17 protein-coding genes are annotated in these 14,780 nt (G+C 64.7%); 4 read left to right on the top strand and 13 right to left on the bottom strand.

Annotated features, from left to right (window positions below):
- Position 1: 1 nt before the first annotated feature.
- The 3 genes from IWY39_RS14375 to IWY39_RS14365 form a co-directional block, all read right to left on the bottom strand.
- The gene (locus IWY39_RS14375) at positions 2–1,369 is read right to left on the bottom strand and encodes an RluA family pseudouridine synthase (protein ID WP_107125630.1); all 1,368 of its coding nucleotides are present in this window, start codon (positions 1,367–1,369) and stop codon (positions 2–4) included.
- Positions 1,366–1,752, bottom strand: coding sequence for a fluoride efflux transporter CrcB (gene crcB, locus IWY39_RS14370; protein WP_019052902.1), 387 nt, complete (start codon positions 1,750–1,752; stop codon positions 1,366–1,368). The genes IWY39_RS14375 and crcB overlap by 4 nt, the downstream gene beginning before the upstream one ends.
- Positions 1,753–1,817: 65 nt before the next feature.
- Positions 1,818–2,561: a hypothetical protein gene (locus IWY39_RS14365; RefSeq protein ID WP_017183989.1), complete on the bottom strand. Its 744-nt coding sequence runs from the start codon at positions 2,559–2,561 to the stop codon at positions 1,818–1,820.
- 159 nt (positions 2,562–2,720) lie between these two features.
- Between IWY39_RS14365 and IWY39_RS14360 the strand changes: the two genes are divergently transcribed.
- Both IWY39_RS14360 and rarD read left to right on the top strand, forming a co-directional pair.
- Positions 2,721–2,942 carry a hypothetical protein gene (locus IWY39_RS14360; RefSeq protein ID WP_019052901.1) on the top strand — a complete coding sequence of 74 codons (222 nt, stop codon included), beginning with the start codon at positions 2,721–2,723 and terminating at the stop codon, positions 2,940–2,942.
- Between the two features lie 32 nt (positions 2,943–2,974).
- Positions 2,975–3,841: an EamA family transporter RarD gene (rarD, locus tag IWY39_RS14355; protein WP_409994378.1), complete on the top strand. Its 867-nt coding sequence runs from the start codon at positions 2,975–2,977 to the stop codon at positions 3,839–3,841.
- On the opposite strand, the gene IWY39_RS14350 is transcribed toward rarD, so the two are convergent.
- The gene (locus IWY39_RS14350; RefSeq protein ID WP_107125628.1) at positions 3,838–5,169 is read right to left on the bottom strand and encodes a dihydroorotase; all 1,332 of its coding nucleotides are present in this window, start codon (positions 5,167–5,169) and stop codon (positions 3,838–3,840) included. The two genes, rarD and IWY39_RS14350, sit on opposite strands and share 4 nt — an antisense overlap.
- A gap of 48 nt (positions 5,170–5,217) precedes the next feature.
- Between IWY39_RS14350 and ygfZ the strand changes: the two genes are divergently transcribed.
- Both ygfZ and IWY39_RS14340 read left to right on the top strand, forming a co-directional pair.
- Positions 5,218–5,958 (top strand): CAF17-like 4Fe-4S cluster assembly/insertion protein YgfZ, encoded by a 741-nt coding sequence (gene ygfZ, locus IWY39_RS14345; RefSeq protein WP_107125627.1) that lies wholly within the window; start codon positions 5,218–5,220, stop codon positions 5,956–5,958.
- A 131-nt stretch (positions 5,959–6,089) separates the two neighbouring features.
- Positions 6,090–6,827, top strand: coding sequence for a glutaminyl-peptide cyclotransferase (locus IWY39_RS14340; RefSeq protein WP_107125626.1), 738 nt, complete (start codon positions 6,090–6,092; stop codon positions 6,825–6,827).
- 118 nt (positions 6,828–6,945) lie between these two features.
- Here the strand turns inward: IWY39_RS14340 and IWY39_RS14335 are convergent, their stop codons facing one another.
- From IWY39_RS14335 to ctaD, 9 genes are all read right to left on the bottom strand, one after another.
- Entirely contained in the window at positions 6,946–7,815 is an 870-nt protein-coding gene (locus tag IWY39_RS14335) for a class I SAM-dependent methyltransferase (protein WP_017183983.1), read from the bottom strand.
- Positions 7,816–7,925: 110 nt separating this feature from the next.
- Positions 7,926–9,326 (bottom strand): threonine synthase, encoded by a 1,401-nt coding sequence (gene thrC, locus IWY39_RS14330; RefSeq protein ID WP_107125625.1) that lies wholly within the window; start codon positions 9,324–9,326, stop codon positions 7,926–7,928.
- 44 nt (positions 9,327–9,370) lie between these two features.
- Positions 9,371–10,006, bottom strand: coding sequence for an SURF1 family protein (locus IWY39_RS14325; protein ID WP_107125624.1), 636 nt, complete (start codon positions 10,004–10,006; stop codon positions 9,371–9,373).
- Positions 10,003–10,401, bottom strand: coding sequence for a DUF983 domain-containing protein (locus IWY39_RS14320; RefSeq protein WP_051034322.1), 399 nt, complete (start codon positions 10,399–10,401; stop codon positions 10,003–10,005). Before IWY39_RS14320 ends, IWY39_RS14325 begins: the two co-directional genes overlap by 4 nt.
- Before the next feature lie 87 nt (positions 10,402–10,488).
- Positions 10,489–11,319 carry a cytochrome c oxidase subunit 3 gene (locus IWY39_RS14315; protein WP_107125623.1) on the bottom strand — a complete coding sequence of 277 codons (831 nt, stop codon included), beginning with the start codon at positions 11,317–11,319 and terminating at the stop codon, positions 10,489–10,491.
- Between the two features lie 44 nt (positions 11,320–11,363).
- A complete protein-coding gene (locus IWY39_RS14310) occupies positions 11,364–11,939 on the bottom strand; it encodes a cytochrome c oxidase assembly protein (RefSeq protein WP_107125622.1) in 576 nt (191 codons plus the stop codon).
- Positions 11,939–12,076: a hypothetical protein gene (locus IWY39_RS14305; RefSeq protein WP_017183977.1), complete on the bottom strand. Its 138-nt coding sequence runs from the start codon at positions 12,074–12,076 to the stop codon at positions 11,939–11,941. The genes IWY39_RS14310 and IWY39_RS14305 overlap by 1 nt, the downstream gene beginning before the upstream one ends.
- Entirely contained in the window at positions 12,073–12,981 is a 909-nt protein-coding gene (locus tag IWY39_RS14300) for a heme o synthase (RefSeq protein ID WP_019052892.1), read from the bottom strand. The genes IWY39_RS14305 and IWY39_RS14300 overlap by 4 nt, the downstream gene beginning before the upstream one ends.
- Before the next feature lie 90 nt (positions 12,982–13,071).
- Complete coding sequence (gene ctaD, locus IWY39_RS14295; protein ID WP_107125621.1) at positions 13,072–14,766, bottom strand: cytochrome c oxidase subunit I; 1,695 nt, start codon at positions 14,764–14,766, stop codon at positions 13,072–13,074.
- Between the last annotated feature and the right edge of the window lie 14 nt (positions 14,767–14,780).

Genomic DNA, 14,780 nt, shown 5'->3' with positions numbered 1-14,780 from the left:
CCTATCCGCCCCCGCCCCGCGAGCGCCGTTCGCCCTTGCGATCCTTGCGTATCTGCTTGGCATGCTGGCGCGCGAATTTCTTTTCATCCTCGCGCGTGGGGCTGCGGTCGATCTCGTCATCCAGCGGCATGTCGCCCAGGCTGATGTCGAAGCCGAGATCGGCAAGGCTGGAGGCGAAATGGGCAGGCAGGTCCGCCATCACGTCGACACGGCCACCATCGGGATGATCGACACGGATGCGGCGGGCATGAAGGTGCATCTTGCGGCTGATCGTGCCGGTCAGGAAACTGTCCTTGCCACCATATTTACCGTCGCCCACGATGGGATGGCCGATCGCCGCGAGATGGACGCGCAACTGGTGGGTGCGGCCGGTATAGGGTTGCAGCTCGACCCAGGCGGCACGATTGCCCGCGCGTTCGATGACGCGATAGCGGGTGCGGGCGGGCAAGCCTTCCGCTTCGTCGACATGCATTTTTTCGCCGCCGGTGCCCGGTTGCTTGGCCAGCGGCAGTTCGATCATGCCGTCCGCGATGGACGGCACGCCGATGACCAGCGCCCAATAGACCTTGCGCGCAGTGCGGCTGGAAAACGCCTTGGCGAAATGGGCGGCGGCGCGGCTCGAGCGGGCGAGCAGCAGCGCACCCGACGTGTCCTTGTCCAGCCGGTGGACCAGCTTTGGCCGCGATTCGGCGTTGAAGATCAGGCCGTCGAGCAAGCGGTCGACATGCTCGTCCGTCTTGGTCCCGCCCTGCGTGGCGAGGCCGGGCGGCTTGTTGATGACGATCGCCTGCGCATCGCGATGGATGACCATTTCCTGCGCATAGGCGATTTCGTCCGGCGTCAGGTCTATGACCGGCGCACGCCGGGCGGGCCGTTCGGACGGGGCGGCCTTCGCTTCGGCGGGCGGAACGCGGATCATCTGCCCTTCGGCGATGCGATCCCCCGGTGCCGCGCGCGCGCCGTCGACCCGCAACTGGCCGGTGCGCGACCAGCGCGACACGATGTTGAAGCCCACATCGGGCAGGTGGCGCTGGAACCAGCGGTCGAGGCGGATGCCGTCATCGTCTGCATGAACCCGATATTGGCGCACGTCGAGCGAGACGCCCTTCGCGGCCGAAGGCTTGGGCGCAGCGGCCTGAACCACTGGCGCAGCCTTGGCAGCGGCGGGTTTGGCGGCGGGCTTTTTCGGGCCGGACTTGAAGGGTGGTTTCGACGCGGGCTTGCCACCCTCCCCCTTGCGCGCGGTGGCCGCCTTTGCGCCGCCACGGGCGCGACCGGGTGCGCCGGACGGCTTGCCGAAGGATTTGCCGGGGGTCGCGGGCTTGCGACTGCGCGGCGCGTCGCCCTTGCCGGGAGGACGGCCCTTCATGCGACGATGCTCCGCATCAGCGACAGGCCCAGCGCCAGCGCGACGATCGCCCCGATCACCGATGCCAACGCATAGGTCAGCGCGACAAGAAGCTGGCCACGCTCGATCATCAGCAAGGTTTCCAGGCTGAAGGCGGAGAAGGTGGTGAAACCGCCCAGCAGGCCGACGCCCAGCAACAGCCGGATCGGCTCACCCGGCATCGTGCTGCCGCGCGCCAGCCAGCCTGCAAGCAGGCCCATGGCAAAACCGCCGAGCAGATTGGCGGCGAACGTGCCCCATGGCCATGCAGCGCCGGGCACCATGGCGCCCAGGAAGCGGCCCAGCTGGTAGCGCAGCGCAGCGCCCACCGCGCCCCCGCCCATAACAAGGAAAATATTGGTCATGCCGCTGCCCCTACAGGCAAATGGCGATCAGGGGAATGGGGCGGCCCGATTCGCCGCCTTTGCCCTTATTTTCCGTTGTCGGCGATGATGTCGATGTTGGTCTTGCCGCCCGGCGCGTCGGTGAAGAGAATGAAATAGGCACTGCCATCCGCCTTGCGCGTGCCGCCCAGCACATGATCGCCGCCCAATATCTTATGTTCGCCATCATAGCCCGCGCGGCGGGCGAGCGTGTAATAATAGTCCATCACCCCCTGACGCGGGACAGGCGTGACGAAGCTGACGGCACGCAGGGTGCAGCCATCACGTTCCGCGCCGGCCGCTTCGACCAGTTGCGCACCGGGATACACGGTGAAGGGATCGGGCAGGCGTTGTGCCCATTCCATGCCATAGACGAGCTGCTTGCTGCAATTCGCGTTGCCGCCGTTGCGGGACGCCTGTTCGCGCGCGACCGCGCCCAGGGTGACGGTCGATGGCATCGCATCACCCGCGCTGGGTGCTGGCGCGCTGAGCAGCTTGCCGCCCGCCTGTTGCAGCGCGGCCGCCTGCGCCTTGCCCGCATCGCCGCCGAGCAGCGGCACCGCGCCGTTGGCAGGACGATCGGCCGTGCGCACGGCGTTGCGGTTGGACTGGCCGACCAGTTGGGGATCAACCACGATCGGGTCGGCAAGCGCGCCTTTCAGCGCGGGGTCGACCGCATTGTTGGTGAGCTGCGCATCGAGCGCCGCGAGGCTGGCATCCTTGTCCCCCTTGCCACAGGCGGCGAGCGCCAATGTCAGCGCGATAATGGAAACGGGCCGGAAAAACGCCATGCTGCACTCCTTCGTAAACAAGTCATGAAGAGTGCGGGTTAATTTTTCGTTAGGACATTTGGTGAATCGCGCGAAATTTCCGCATCATCGGGCCAGTTTCTGGCCACTGGCCTGCACGCCCGTCTTGTCGCCATGCGGCGAAACCGCCATCTAGGCTGCATGCTGAACATATTATCCGGCTTTATCGGCCTGGTCACCCTGGTCCTGATGATTCCCGCCTTCATACCGCTGTTGGGGGCGCTGAACTGGCTGCTGGTGCCCATGGCGCTGTTTGGCGCGGTGATCGGCGCCATCTCTTCGCGCAATGGCGGGCGCAATTTCTGCCTGATCGTCGCGGCCTTTGGCGCGCTGCGGCTGTTTCTGGGCGGGGGGATATTCTGAGCCCGGCGCAAAATTATACGCGCAATGGCCTGATCGCCGCCATCTTCGCCTATGGCTTTTGGGGGCTGCTGCCGATCTTCTTTCGGCTGCTCCATCATGTCGATCCGATCGAGATCGTCACCCAGCGGATATTATGGTCGCTACTGCTGATCGTCACGCTGCTGGCGGCGCGCCGGACGCTGGGTCCGTTATTGGCGACATTGCGCGACCGTCGGCTGGTCCTGCCGCTGGCGGGGTCTGCGCTGATGATCGCGATCAACTGGCTGACCTATGTATGGGCGGTCAACGAAGGCCATGTCGTCGCGGCCAGCCTTGGCTATTTCCTGAACCCGCTGGTCAATGTCGCGCTGGGCGTGATGGTGTTGAAGGAAAAGTTGCGACGGCCGCAATTGATGGCGATCGGCGTGGCGGCAGTGGGCGTGGCCATATTGGCGGCGGCGGCGCTGACGACATTGTGGATCAGCCTGACGCTGGCGTTCAGCTTCGCCTTTTACGGGCTGCTGCGCAAAGTGACGCCCGTGGCGCCGATGACCGGCCTTGGCGTCGAGACGCTGCTGCTGACGCCGCCTGCAATTGCCTATCTGATCTGGGAAGCGAGCCATGGCGGGGTGAGTTTCGGACAGGACGCCGCGACCACCGCGCTGCTGGTGACATCAGGCGCGGTGACGACAGTGCCGCTGGTGCTGTTCGCCATGGCGGCGCAACGGCTGCCGATGGCGACACTGGGCATATTGCAATATCTGGCCCCGATGCTGCAATTTTTCTCTGGCATCATGCTGTTCGGCGAAAAGCTGAGCCATGGCCAGATGCTCAGCTTTGGCCTGATCTGGATCGCGCTGATCTTGTTCGCGACCGACGGGGTGCGGATGGCCCGGCGGAACCGGGCGGCTGCCGCTTAGGAAAATTCGGTCGCCTCGAAACGCACCGGCTCTCCGACCGCTTCATTGGCCAGCGCATCTTCCCACATCACGCGGTGGCCGCGGATGATCGTGCCGACCGCCTTGCCGGTCAGGTCCATCCCCTCGAACGGCGACCAGTTGCAGCGGGACGCAAGCCAGTCGCTGCCGACGGTCCAGCGCTTTTTGAGGTCGACCACGGTGAAGTCGGCGTCATAGCCGAGCGCGATCCGGCCCTTGCCGACCAGCCCGAACACGCGCTGTGGACCGGAGGAGGTCAGTTCGATGAAGCGGCGCAACGTCAGCCGCCCTTCCGCGACATGATTGAGCAGCAGCGGCACGAGCGTCTGGACGCCGGGCATGCCGCTGGGGCTGGTCGGATAGGGCTTGGCCTTTTCCTCGATCGTGTGGGGGGCGTGATCGCTGCCCAGAACGTCCGGCACGCCCTGGTTGAGCCAATGCCACAGCCCGTCGCGGTGCGCACCCGACCGGATCGGCGGGTTCATCTGCGCATAGGTGCCAAGGCGCGGATAGGCATCCTCCCCTGCCAGCGTCAGATGCTGGGGTGTCGCCTCGCAGGTCGCGATATCCTTGTTCTGGCCGATATAGGCGAGTTCGGCAGGGGTCGTGATGTGCAATATGTGGATACGGCGGCGCGCGGCGCGGGCCAGGCCGATGATGCGTTTGGTGGCGATCATCGCGCTTTCATCGTCGCGCCATACCGGATGGGTGGACGGGTCGCCCGCCAGCGCCAGGCTCTTGCGCGCATTCATCCGCGTTTCATCCTCGGCATGGATGGCGACGCGGCGCGTGCCGCTGGCCAGCACGCGGGCCAGCGCATTGTCATCGTCCACCAGCAGGCTGCCGGTCGACGCGCCCATGAATATCTTGACCCCTGCGGTGCCGGGGATGCGTTCAAGCTCTTTGAGCTGTTCGGCATTGTCGGCGGTCGCGCCGACATAGAAGGCATGGTCGCACCACATGCGGTGATGCGCGCGGGCAAGCTTGTCCTGGACGCGATCGGCCGTGTCGGTGTTGGGATTGGTGTTGGGCATTTCGAACACGGCGGTCACGCCGCCCAGCACCGCCGCCCGGCTGCCCGATTCGAGATCTTCCTTATGCTCCAGCCCCGGCTCGCGGAAATGGACCTGACTGTCGATGCAGCCGGGCAGGACATCAAGGCCGGTGCAGTCGATCACCTCGCCCGCGTCGCCCAGCGACGTGCCGATCGCCACGATCCTGCCGCCGCGCACGCCGACATCGGCCCGCTCCGCGCCGCCCGGCGTGTGGATGGTGCCGTTCTTCAGGATCAGGTCGAAAGTTTCGGACATGGTGGCTCACCGCTTGGATATGGAAGTCGCCTGTCCTACCTAAAGCCGATGACCGGCACCACCCTCACCGACCGCGCGATCCTCAGAATTTCAGGCGAGGAAGCGCGGCCCTTCCTGCAAGGCCTGCTGACACGCGATGTCTTGACGCTGGCACAGGGCGTGCCGCGCTGGACCGCGTTGCTGAGCGCGCAGGGCAAAGCGCTGTTCGACATGATGCTGTGGGCAGATGGCGACGATGTGCTGATCGATTGCGAGGCGGCGCAGGCCGATGCGCTCGCCAAGCGGCTGACGCTGTACCGGCTGCGGCGCAAGGTCGTGATCGCGCGGGACGAGTCGCTGGCGGCGCATTGGGCGCTGGATGCAGCGGACAGGCCGCATGATCCGCGCTTGCCTGCCCTTGGGCATCGCTGGATCGCTGCGCCGGGGGACGGCGACGCTGCGGCGGCGTTTCGCGCGCATCGGCTAAGCCAGGGCGTGTTCGAGGGCGCGGGCGAACTGGGGCAGGACCAGACGCTGTGGCTGGAAACCAATGCCGGGGAGTTGAACGGCGTCGATTATGACAAGGGCTGCTATGTGGGGCAGGAAAATACCGCCCGGATGCATTATCGCGCCAAGGTGAACCGGCGGCTGGTCGCGGTGCCGCTGGCCCAGACGGAGGAGAAGCGCCAGCGGGCGGCGCTGCCGGACATGGACCTGTCGATCGAGTTGCGGCGGGTGGAGGATCTGGACCCGGCGCTGCTGCCCGACTGGCTGGCGGCGGCGATTGCGGCGCAGGCAGCGGCGGAATGAGCAGGCTATCTCCCCTCCTCCGTTCGTTTCGAGCGAAGTCGAGAAACCTGCGCGCGACGTTTCTCGACGTAGTTTATCCTGAGCGCCTGCCGCAGGCGGGCAGTCGAAGGGCTCGAAACGAACGGAGGTTGATGACCAGTTTCGCTGCCCTTTTCGGTCTCATAGCCACCCCCGCCCTGGCCGACACGCCCTGGACGCTGGTCAAATCCTATCCGCACGATTCCGCTGCCTTTACCGAGGGGCTCTTTTTTCATGACGGGGCGCTTTATGAAAGCACCGGGCTGGAGGGGCGGTCGGACATTCGCAAGGTGCGGCTGAAGGACGGCAAGGTCATCCAGCGGCGCGTGCTGGAGCCGCGCTATTTTGGCGAGGGGATCGTCAATTGGGGCGACCGGCTGATCAGCCTGACCTGGCGGCATGGTCAGGGATTTGTCTGGAAGCTGACCGATTTCGCGCCGGTCGGCGATTTTCGCTATGCCGGCGAAGGCTGGGGCCTGACGCAGGACGGGCGGCACATCATCCAGAGCGACGGCAGCGCGCAATTGCGCTTCCTTGATCCCGACACGCTGGCCGAGCAGCGGCGCATCACCGTGACGTGGAACGGGCGCGCGGTCCAGCGGCTGAACGAGCTGGAATATGTGCGCGGCGAGATTTGGGCGAATATCTGGTACGAGACGAAGATCGCCCGGATCGATCCCGCGACCGGCGCAGTGATCGACTGGATCGACGTCGCGCCGCTGGTCAAGGCGGCCGGCGTGCGGGACAGCGAAGCGGTGGCCAATGGCATCGCCTATGATGCCGCACGGGACCGGGTGTTCATCACCGGCAAATATTGGCCAAAGCTGTTTGAGATACGGGTGGGGAAGTAAACGGGGTTGAGCGCTTACCCCCTTTCCGTTCGCCCTGAGCCTGTCGAAGGATCGTCCTTTCTTTCAAGAAGGACAAGGCTTCGACAAGCTCAGCCCGAACGGATGTTGGGGTTCGGCGCTATCGCTTCCAGCGCGCCCAGATGGCGGTGGGGAGCAGCAGCCCGCGCGATTCTTCGCGGACGGCGAGTTCGCCCGCCTCCACTTCGCCGGGAAGGTCGGCAAAGGCCTGACGCAGCAACTCACCGATCGCCAGCGCCGACATGCGGACGGCATAGACGGTCAGGAACAGGAAGCGACTGTCCGCATCGAGCAGCTGGCGGCAATTGGCGATCAGCGCCGGGAGGTCTTCCTCCAGACGCCAGACTTCGCCGTCGGGGCCACGGCCATATTTGGGCGGATCGAGCAATATACCGTCATAGCGGCGGTTGCGCCGGACTTCGCGGGCGACGAATTTGGCGGCATCCTCCACGATCCAGCGGACGGGCCGGTCCGCCATGCCCGACAGGTCGGCATTGGCGCGGGCCTGGGTGACGGATTTTTTCGAGGCGTCGACATGGACCATGCGCGCGCCGCTGGCCGACATGGCCAGCGTTCCGACGCCGGTATAGCCGAACAGGTTCATCACCTCCGCGTCGGCTTTGTCGGCGGTCCGTTCGCGCATCCAGTCCCATACCGGCGCCATGTCCGGAAAGAAGCCCAGATGGCGAAAGGGGGTGCAACTGGACTGGAAGGTGACTTCCTTCCAGCCAAGCGGCCAGCCTTCGGCAGGGACGGGCTTGTCGTAGAACCAGCGGCCCCCGCCCTCCTCGTCCGAACCGGGCACGAATTCGCCGTCCGCCGTCCAGTTTTCGGTCGCGGGCGCCCACATCGCCTGCGGTTCGGGGCGGATGAAGCGGAAGCGGCCATAGCGCTCCAGCTTGCGGCCATGGCCCGAATCGATCAGGCCATAATCGGCCCAGGGTTCGCCGATGAGGGTTTGAAGGATCATAGCAACTCTCCGTTCGGGCTGAGCGAAGTCGAAGCCCCCGCCTGAGCGACAGCGAAGGCCTCACATGTTCGGCCGAGCCCTTCGACAGGCTCAGGGCGAACGGACAATATCTAGCCGCGGGGCGTCGCGCGTTCGGCGACATAGGCTGTCACCGCCTCGTACGTGCCGGGCAGCTTCACATAATGTTCCTCACGCGCGAACAGATCGCCGACGCGCGCAGGGAGCGGCGGACGGGTGCCTGTGGCGCGCTCCACCGCGTCGCGGAACTTGGCGGCGTGGGCGGTAGCCAGCGTGACGACGGGGATCGACGGGTCGAGATCGGTCGCCTGCGCTGCGGCCAGCCCGATGGCGCTGTGCGGGTCGATGATCTGGGCCGCCGCATCATAGGCCCAGCGCATCGCCATGGTCATGCCGTCGGCGTCGATCCGGGCCGAGGTGAACAGGCCTGCCGCCCCTTCCCGCTGCGCATTGGTGAGGCGCATCGCGCGGGTCGCTTCAAAGCCGCCCATCTGGGCAGCGAGCGCCAGCCCGTCCCGTCCGCCCGCGTCGAACAGCAGCCGCTCGAAATTGGAGCTGACCTGAATGTCCATGCTGGGCGTCGCGGTCGCCACGACCTGACCCTGGCTGTAATCGCCCTGCGACAGCGCGCGGTGCAGAATGTCGTTGACGTTGGTGGCGACGATCAGCCTGGCGACCGGCAGGCCCATTTTCGCCGCGACATAGCCAGCGAACACATCGCCGAAATTGCCGGTGGGGACGGAAAAAGCGACAGGACGTTCGGGCGCGCCCAGGCGCACGGCGGCGTAGAAATAATAGACGACCTGCGCCATCAGCCGCGCCCAGTTGATCGAGTTGACGGCGGACAGGTTGAAGCGACGCTTGAAATCCGCGTCGTTGAACATCCGCTTCACCATCGCCTGCGCGTCGTCGAAACTGCCGTCGATCGCGATATTATGGACGTTGGGGGCGCGCACGGTGGTCATCTGACGCCGCTGAACGTCGGACACGCGGCCTTCCGGGTGGAGCATGAAGATGTCGACCTTCTCGCGCCCCGCCACCGCGTCGATCGCGGCGGACCCGGTATCGCCCGACGTCGCGCCGACAATGGTCAGATGATCGTCGCGACGCGACAGGAAGCGTTCGAACAACTGGCCGAGCAATTGGAGCGCGACATCCTTGAACGCCAGCGTCGGGCCGTGGAAGAGTTCGAGCAGCCAGTTGCGATGGTCCAGCTGAACCAGCGGCACCACCGCCTGATGGCTGAAGCGGCCATAGGCGGCCTGGCACAATTCGCGCAGTTCGGCCTCGTCGAGCGATCCGGCGACGAAGGGCGTCATCACCCGGACGGCGGTTTCGACATAGGAGAGGCCCGACAGGGCGCGAATATCATCGGGCGAAAAGGACGGCCAGCTTTCCGGCACGTACAGCCCGCCATCGGACGCGAGGCCCGCCAGCGTGACATCCTCAAAACCGAGCGCCGGTGCGCTACCCCTGGTGCTGACATATTGCATGATGGGGAAGCGCGGTAGCGATGCGCGCGCCCATGGGCAAGCGTTTAGGGCGATTTGGGCGCGCCGCGACGGCGCAGGGCGAGAATATAGATGATCGTCGCTATGCCAGCGAAGAAGAACCACTGCACCGCATAGGCGAGATGATTGTTGGGGACATCGGCGGCGCTGGGCGGCGCGGAGGGTTTGAGGCCATACGGCGCGGCGCGGGCGATCAGCATCGGGCGCAGCGGCATCGCCTTGCCCCCGATGCGGGTCAGCAGGGCGCGATGATCCGGCTCCTCGCTGATCCAGCCCGCCACCTGCCCGCCGGTCCAGGCCGGTTTCGCGTTGGGCCGCTCCGTCACGCCCAGTGCGACGAGGGCGCCCGGCCCCTCCGCGCCGGTCGCGCATTGCGCGATATGGCGATAGCCGGTGGAGCCATCGGCCGCGCGCCCCGCCTCCACCTGCCAGCCGATGACGCGCAGGCAGTGGATCGACGAGGGGCGGAACAGCTGTTCGGGCGACACGGGGGGTAGCTGCGGAAAGGCGACCGGGGGGCGGGTCGGATTGCTGGCGGCGAGTTGCAGCGCCTGCGCCTTTTCCCCGCGACGCTGCAATTGCCAGATGCCAAGGCCGATCATCACCAGCACCGCAAAAGCGACGAGGATGGTCGGGATGAGCGGAATGCGCGCCTTGTTCATGCGTCCGGGCCTTTGTTCGCGATACGGCCTTCGCGCGCACGGTTGCGATATTCCAGCGTCAGCAGCGCGCCCTTGGCAACGCGCAGGCTGGCGACCACGGCGATCGTCGTCAGCGGCGTCCAGAGCAGGATATGGACCCAGAGCGGCGGGTGGAGATTGAGTTCCAGCACGAGCGCCAGCACGACCATCACCGTGCCGACAATGAGCGTCAGGAAGGCCGCAGGGCCATCGCCGACATTGAACTGGACATAGTCGAGACCGCAGGCGCGGCAATGGGAGGCGAATCGGACCGGGCCGTCGAACAGGGTCGCCGCGCCGCATCGGGGGCAGGCGCCTCGCGCCGCATCAACCAGAAGTGGCGCGGCGGGACGGGCGGGTTCGGTGGGCGGGTTCATGGCCATGGCATAGCGGGCGGCGGCCCAAAAGAAAACGGCCGGGGACAAGCCCGGCCGTTATTCATCATGTCAGGGATCGACCGGCGATCAGCCGCCGTGGACCGGCGCGCCCCACCCGCCCCACACATAGATGGCGACGAAGAGGAACAGCCACACCACGTCGACGAAGTGCCAGTACCAGGCAGCAGCTTCAAAGCCGAAATGCTGGCGCGGGGTGAAGTCGCCCTTATAGGCGCGGATCAGATTGACGGTCAGGAAGATCGTGCCGACCAGAACGTGGAAACCGTGGAAGCCGGTCGCCATGTAGAAGGACGAGCTGTAGGGGTTGCCGCCGAAATCGAACGGGGCGTGGGCATATTCATAAGCCTGCACGCAGGAGAAGATCGCGCCCAGGATGATGGTGCACCACAGACCCTTGATCAGGCCGTCACGGTCGCCATGGATCAGCGCATGATGCGCCCAGGTCACGGTGGTGCCGGAGCAGAGCAGGATCAGCGTGTTGAGCAGGGGCAGCTCAAAGGCGTTCATGACTTCCACGCCCTTGGACGGGAACAGGCCGTCGATCGGCGGCAGCGCGCTGGGGAACAGCGAGAAGTCGAAAAAGGCCCAGAACCAGCCGACGAAGAACATCACTTCCGACGCGATGAACAGGATCATGCCGTAGCGCAGGTGCAACTGGACCACCGGGGTATGATCGCCCGCATGGGCTTCCGCGATGACATTGGCCCACCAGCTGTAGAAGGTGAACAGCACGCCGCCCAGACCGAGCAGGAACACCCAGCCGCCGCCGGCGGGCAGCGCGTCGGGATGCATCCACATGACCCCGCCAAAGGCCATGACCAGCGCCGACATGGCGCCAAACAAGGGCCAGATGCTGGGCGGGAGAATATGATAATCGTGATTCTTGGCGCCTGCCATGACTGCTCTTCCCTGTTCGCTTGTCCGTGTTTTCAACTCGTACCTTAGCTTGGCTTCTTGTCCTGCTCAACAGGGTAGAAGGTGTAGCTGAGGGTAATTTGCTGCGTATCCTTGTTATCCGGGTCATCGAGGATCTTGGGATCGACGAAATAGAGGACGGGCATCCGCACCTCCTGCCCCGGTTGCAAGGTCTGCTGCGTGAAGCAGAAACATTGGATCTTGGTGAAATAGGCACCCGCCTGGCTGGGGGTGACATTGAAACTGGCCGTGCCGGTGACCGGCTTGTCCGACATGTTTTTTGCGATGAAGATCGCCATGTCCTTGCGCCCCACGGTCACCGTGTCGGTGCGATGTTCGGGGTAGAACTGCCAGGGCATGCCCGGCTGGACGTTGGAATCGAAACGGATCGACATGGTGTGGCCCACCGCTTCGCGCACCTGGACATCGGCCGATGCGCGCTTCGTCGTGCCGCCAAAGCCGGTCTGTTCGCAAAAGATGCGGTAGAGCGGCACCGATGCGAAGCCGAGCGCCAGCATCGACAGGCCCACGCCCGCCATGGCCATCATCGTCCGGCGGTTGCGCCGGTCGCGGTCGAACGGAGAAGGCGGGAGCGTCGCCATCAAATCGCGCTGCTCGCGCCGATCTTGGCCATGGTGATGGCGTAGAACAGGATCACCAGCGCCGCAAGGATCAGGCCGGTGACAAGAGCGCGCGACTTTTGCCGGGCACGGATCAGCTTTTCTTCATCCGGGGTCATGCAAGCAACCAGCGGTCGACGACCACTGCTCCAAAGAGAAGGAAAAGATAGAGGATCGAATATTTGAACAGGCGCCGTTCCGGGCCCATCTTCGACGGATCATTTTCGCGGCGGCGATAGACCTGAAAGGCAAAAACGGCGAACAGCAATGTGCCAAGCAGCGCGACGGTGCCGTAGAGCAGGCCGGTAAGGTGCAGCAGCACCGGGGCCATCGCCGCGACCGCCATGATCGCGGTGTAGAACCAGATCTGGCGACGGGTTGCGACTTCGCCCGACACGACCGGCAGCATCGGGATGCCAGCAGCGGCGTAATCGGTTTTGACGAACAGGGCGAGCGCCCAGAAATGGGGCGGCGTCCAGAAGAAGATCAGCATGAACAGCGCGATCGGCAATGCCGTGACATCGCCTGTCACCGCCGCCCAGCCGATAACCGGCGGGAAGGCCCCCGCCGCACCGCCGATGACGATATTCTGCGCCGTCCGGGGCTTGAGCCAGATGGTATAGACGAACACGTAGAAGAGGATGGAAACCGCCAGCACGGCCGCCGCCAGCCAGTTGGTCGCCATGCCCATCAGAATGACCGAGAAGAAGGACAGGCCGACGCCGAAATGCAGCGCCGCTTCGCGGTCCATCCGCCCGGCGGGCAAGGGACGGTTCGCGGTGCGCTTCATCTTCGCATCGACGTCCACCTCATACCATTGGTTGAGCGTGGCGGCTGCGCCTGCGCCCAGCGCGATGCAGAGGATGGCGGTGAAAGCGAGGACCGGATGGATATGGCCGGGTGCCGCAAGCAGGCCGCAAAGGCCGGTGAACACCACCAGCGTCATGACGCGTGGCTTGGTCAGCGCCAGGAAGTCGCGCCAGTCGGCCGTGATCGGTGCGGTGGTCAGCATAGCGGTCGTCATATCGGTTCCGGCCCCGTCAGGTCGAGGCATATAGCATAAGGGGGCGGGCTTTATCACCCGCCCCCTCTATCATGTCACTGTGTCTGGCGATCAATGATGCGCGGCATCCTCGATCACAGGCAGGGTTTCGAACTGGTGGAAGGGCGGCGGGCTGGACAGGGTCCATTCCAGCGTGGTGGCGCCTTCGCCCCAGGGATTACCGACCGCCTTCTTGCCAGCGGCCAGCGACCAGAACACGTTGATGAAGAAGATCACCATGCCGACGGCCATGATTTCATAGCCATGGGTCGCGACCGAGTTCCACTTTTCAAAGGCGGCGGGATAGTCGGGGTAACGACGCGGCATGCCCGACAGGCCCAGGAAGTGCATCGGGAAGAACAGCATGTTCACGCCGACGAAGAACACCCAGAAGTGCAGCTGGCCGAGGAACTCATTATACATGCGCCCCGACATTTTCGGGAACCAGTAATAGAAGCCCGCGAACAGCGAGAACACTGCGCCCAGCGAGAGCACATAGTGGAAGTGCGCGACGACATAGTAGGTGTCGTGCAGCACGTCGTCGACGCCGCCATTGGCCAGCACGACGCCGGTGACGCCACCCACGGTGAACAGGAAGATGAAACCCAGCGCCCAGACCATCGGCGTCTTGTAGCTGATCGAGCCACCCCAGATGGTCGCGATCCACGAGAAGATCTTGATGCCGGTCGGCACCGCGATGACCATGGTGGCGGCGGTGAAATACATCTTCACATTCACCGACATGCCGGTGGTGAACATGTGGTGCGCCCAGACGACGAAGCCGACGACGCCGATCGCGACCATGGCGTAGGCCATGCCGAGATAGCCGAACACGGGCTTTTTCGAGAAGGTCGAGATGATCTGGCTGACGATGCCGAAGCCGGGCAGGATCATGATGTACACTTCGGGGTGACCGAAGAACCAGAAGAGGTGCTGGTACAGTTCAGGATCGCCGCCACCCGATGCGTCATAGAAGGTGGTGCCGAAATTGCGGTCGGTCAGCAGCATCGTGATGGCAGCGGCCAGGACCGGGAGGGCCAGCAGCAGCAGGAAGGCAGTGACCAGCACCGACCAGACGAACAGCGGCATCTTGTGCAGGGTCATGCCCGGCGCGCGCATGTTGAGGATGGTGGTGATGAAGTTGACCGCGCCCAGAATCGAGCCTGCGCCGGCAATGTGCAGCGACAGGATCGCCATGTCGACCGCCGGGCCAGCCGAACCGCTGGTCGACAGCGGGGCATAGACCGTCCAGCCGGTGCCAGCGCCATAGCCGGTGCCGCCGGGGACGAAAGCCGAACCGAGCAGCAGCGCGAAGGCGGGAATGAGCAGCCAGAAGCTGATATTGTTCATGCGCGGGAAGGCCATGTCCGGCGCGCCGATCATGATCGGCACGAACCAGTTGCCAAAGCCGCCGATGATGGCGGGCATGACCATGAAGAACACCATGATCAGGCCGTGCGCGGTGATCAGCGCATTCCACAGATGATAGGCCTGATCCAGCGAGGCCGGTTCAGCGCCCAGCATCGCATGCTGGATATTGGCCCAGCCCTGGAGATACTGGATGCCCGACTGCGCCAGTTCAGCGCGCATCAGGCCGGAAATCGCCCCGCCTACGACGCCCGCGAAAATCGCGAAGATGAGGTAGAGGGTGCCGATATCCTTATGGTTGGTGGACATGAACCAGCGCTGGAAGAAGGCTGGCTTGTGATCGGCGTCATGATGATCATGCGTATGATCGCTATGATGATCGGCGGTAATGGTGGTCATGGCGGTTCTGCCCT

Source organism: Sphingobium sp. JAI105, assembly GCF_015752145.1.
Classification (GTDB): Bacteria; Pseudomonadota; Alphaproteobacteria; order Sphingomonadales; family Sphingomonadaceae; genus Sphingobium; species Sphingobium xenophagum.
The sequence above is the reverse complement of the archived record's forward strand: the minus strand, read 5'-3'. Positions and strand labels throughout refer to the sequence as shown.

Bases quoted from the DNA above. Each gene is read 5' to 3' on its own strand.
- IWY39_RS14315 (WP_107125623.1), bottom strand. From the start codon at position 11,319: ATGGCAGGCGCCAAGAATCACGATTATCATATTCTCCCGCCCAGCATC.
- ygfZ (WP_107125627.1), top strand. From the start codon at position 5,218: ATGACCGGCACCACCCTCACCGACCGCGCGATCCTCAGAATTTCAGGC.
- IWY39_RS14310 (WP_107125622.1), bottom strand. From the start codon at position 11,939: ATGGCGACGCTCCCGCCTTCTCCGTTCGACCGCGACCGGCGCAACCGC.
- thrC (WP_107125625.1), bottom strand. From the start codon at position 9,326: ATGCAATATGTCAGCACCAGGGGTAGCGCACCGGCGCTCGGTTTTGAG.
- IWY39_RS14335 (WP_017183983.1), bottom strand. From the start codon at position 7,815: ATGATCCTTCAAACCCTCATCGGCGAACCCTGGGCCGATTATGGCCTG.
- IWY39_RS14365 (WP_017183989.1), bottom strand. From the start codon at position 2,561: ATGGCGTTTTTCCGGCCCGTTTCCATTATCGCGCTGACATTGGCGCTC.
- IWY39_RS14360 (WP_019052901.1), top strand. From the start codon at position 2,721: ATGCTGAACATATTATCCGGCTTTATCGGCCTGGTCACCCTGGTCCTG.
- IWY39_RS14375 (WP_107125630.1), bottom strand. From the start codon at position 1,369: ATGAAGGGCCGTCCTCCCGGCAAGGGCGACGCGCCGCGCAGTCGCAAG.
- ctaD (WP_107125621.1), bottom strand. From the start codon at position 14,766: ATGACCACCATTACCGCCGATCATCATAGCGATCATACGCATGATCAT.
- IWY39_RS14300 (WP_019052892.1), bottom strand. From the start codon at position 12,981: ATGACGACCGCTATGCTGACCACCGCACCGATCACGGCCGACTGGCGC.
- IWY39_RS14305 (WP_017183977.1), bottom strand. From the start codon at position 12,076: ATGACCCCGGATGAAGAAAAGCTGATCCGTGCCCGGCAAAAGTCGCGC.
- IWY39_RS14350 (WP_107125628.1), bottom strand. From the start codon at position 5,169: ATGTCCGAAACTTTCGACCTGATCCTGAAGAACGGCACCATCCACACG.
- IWY39_RS14325 (WP_107125624.1), bottom strand. From the start codon at position 10,006: ATGAACAAGGCGCGCATTCCGCTCATCCCGACCATCCTCGTCGCTTTT.
- crcB (WP_019052902.1), bottom strand. From the start codon at position 1,752: ATGACCAATATTTTCCTTGTTATGGGCGGGGGCGCGGTGGGCGCTGCG.
- IWY39_RS14340 (WP_107125626.1), top strand. From the start codon at position 6,090: ATGACCAGTTTCGCTGCCCTTTTCGGTCTCATAGCCACCCCCGCCCTG.
- IWY39_RS14320 (WP_051034322.1), bottom strand. From the start codon at position 10,401: ATGAACCCGCCCACCGAACCCGCCCGTCCCGCCGCGCCACTTCTGGTT.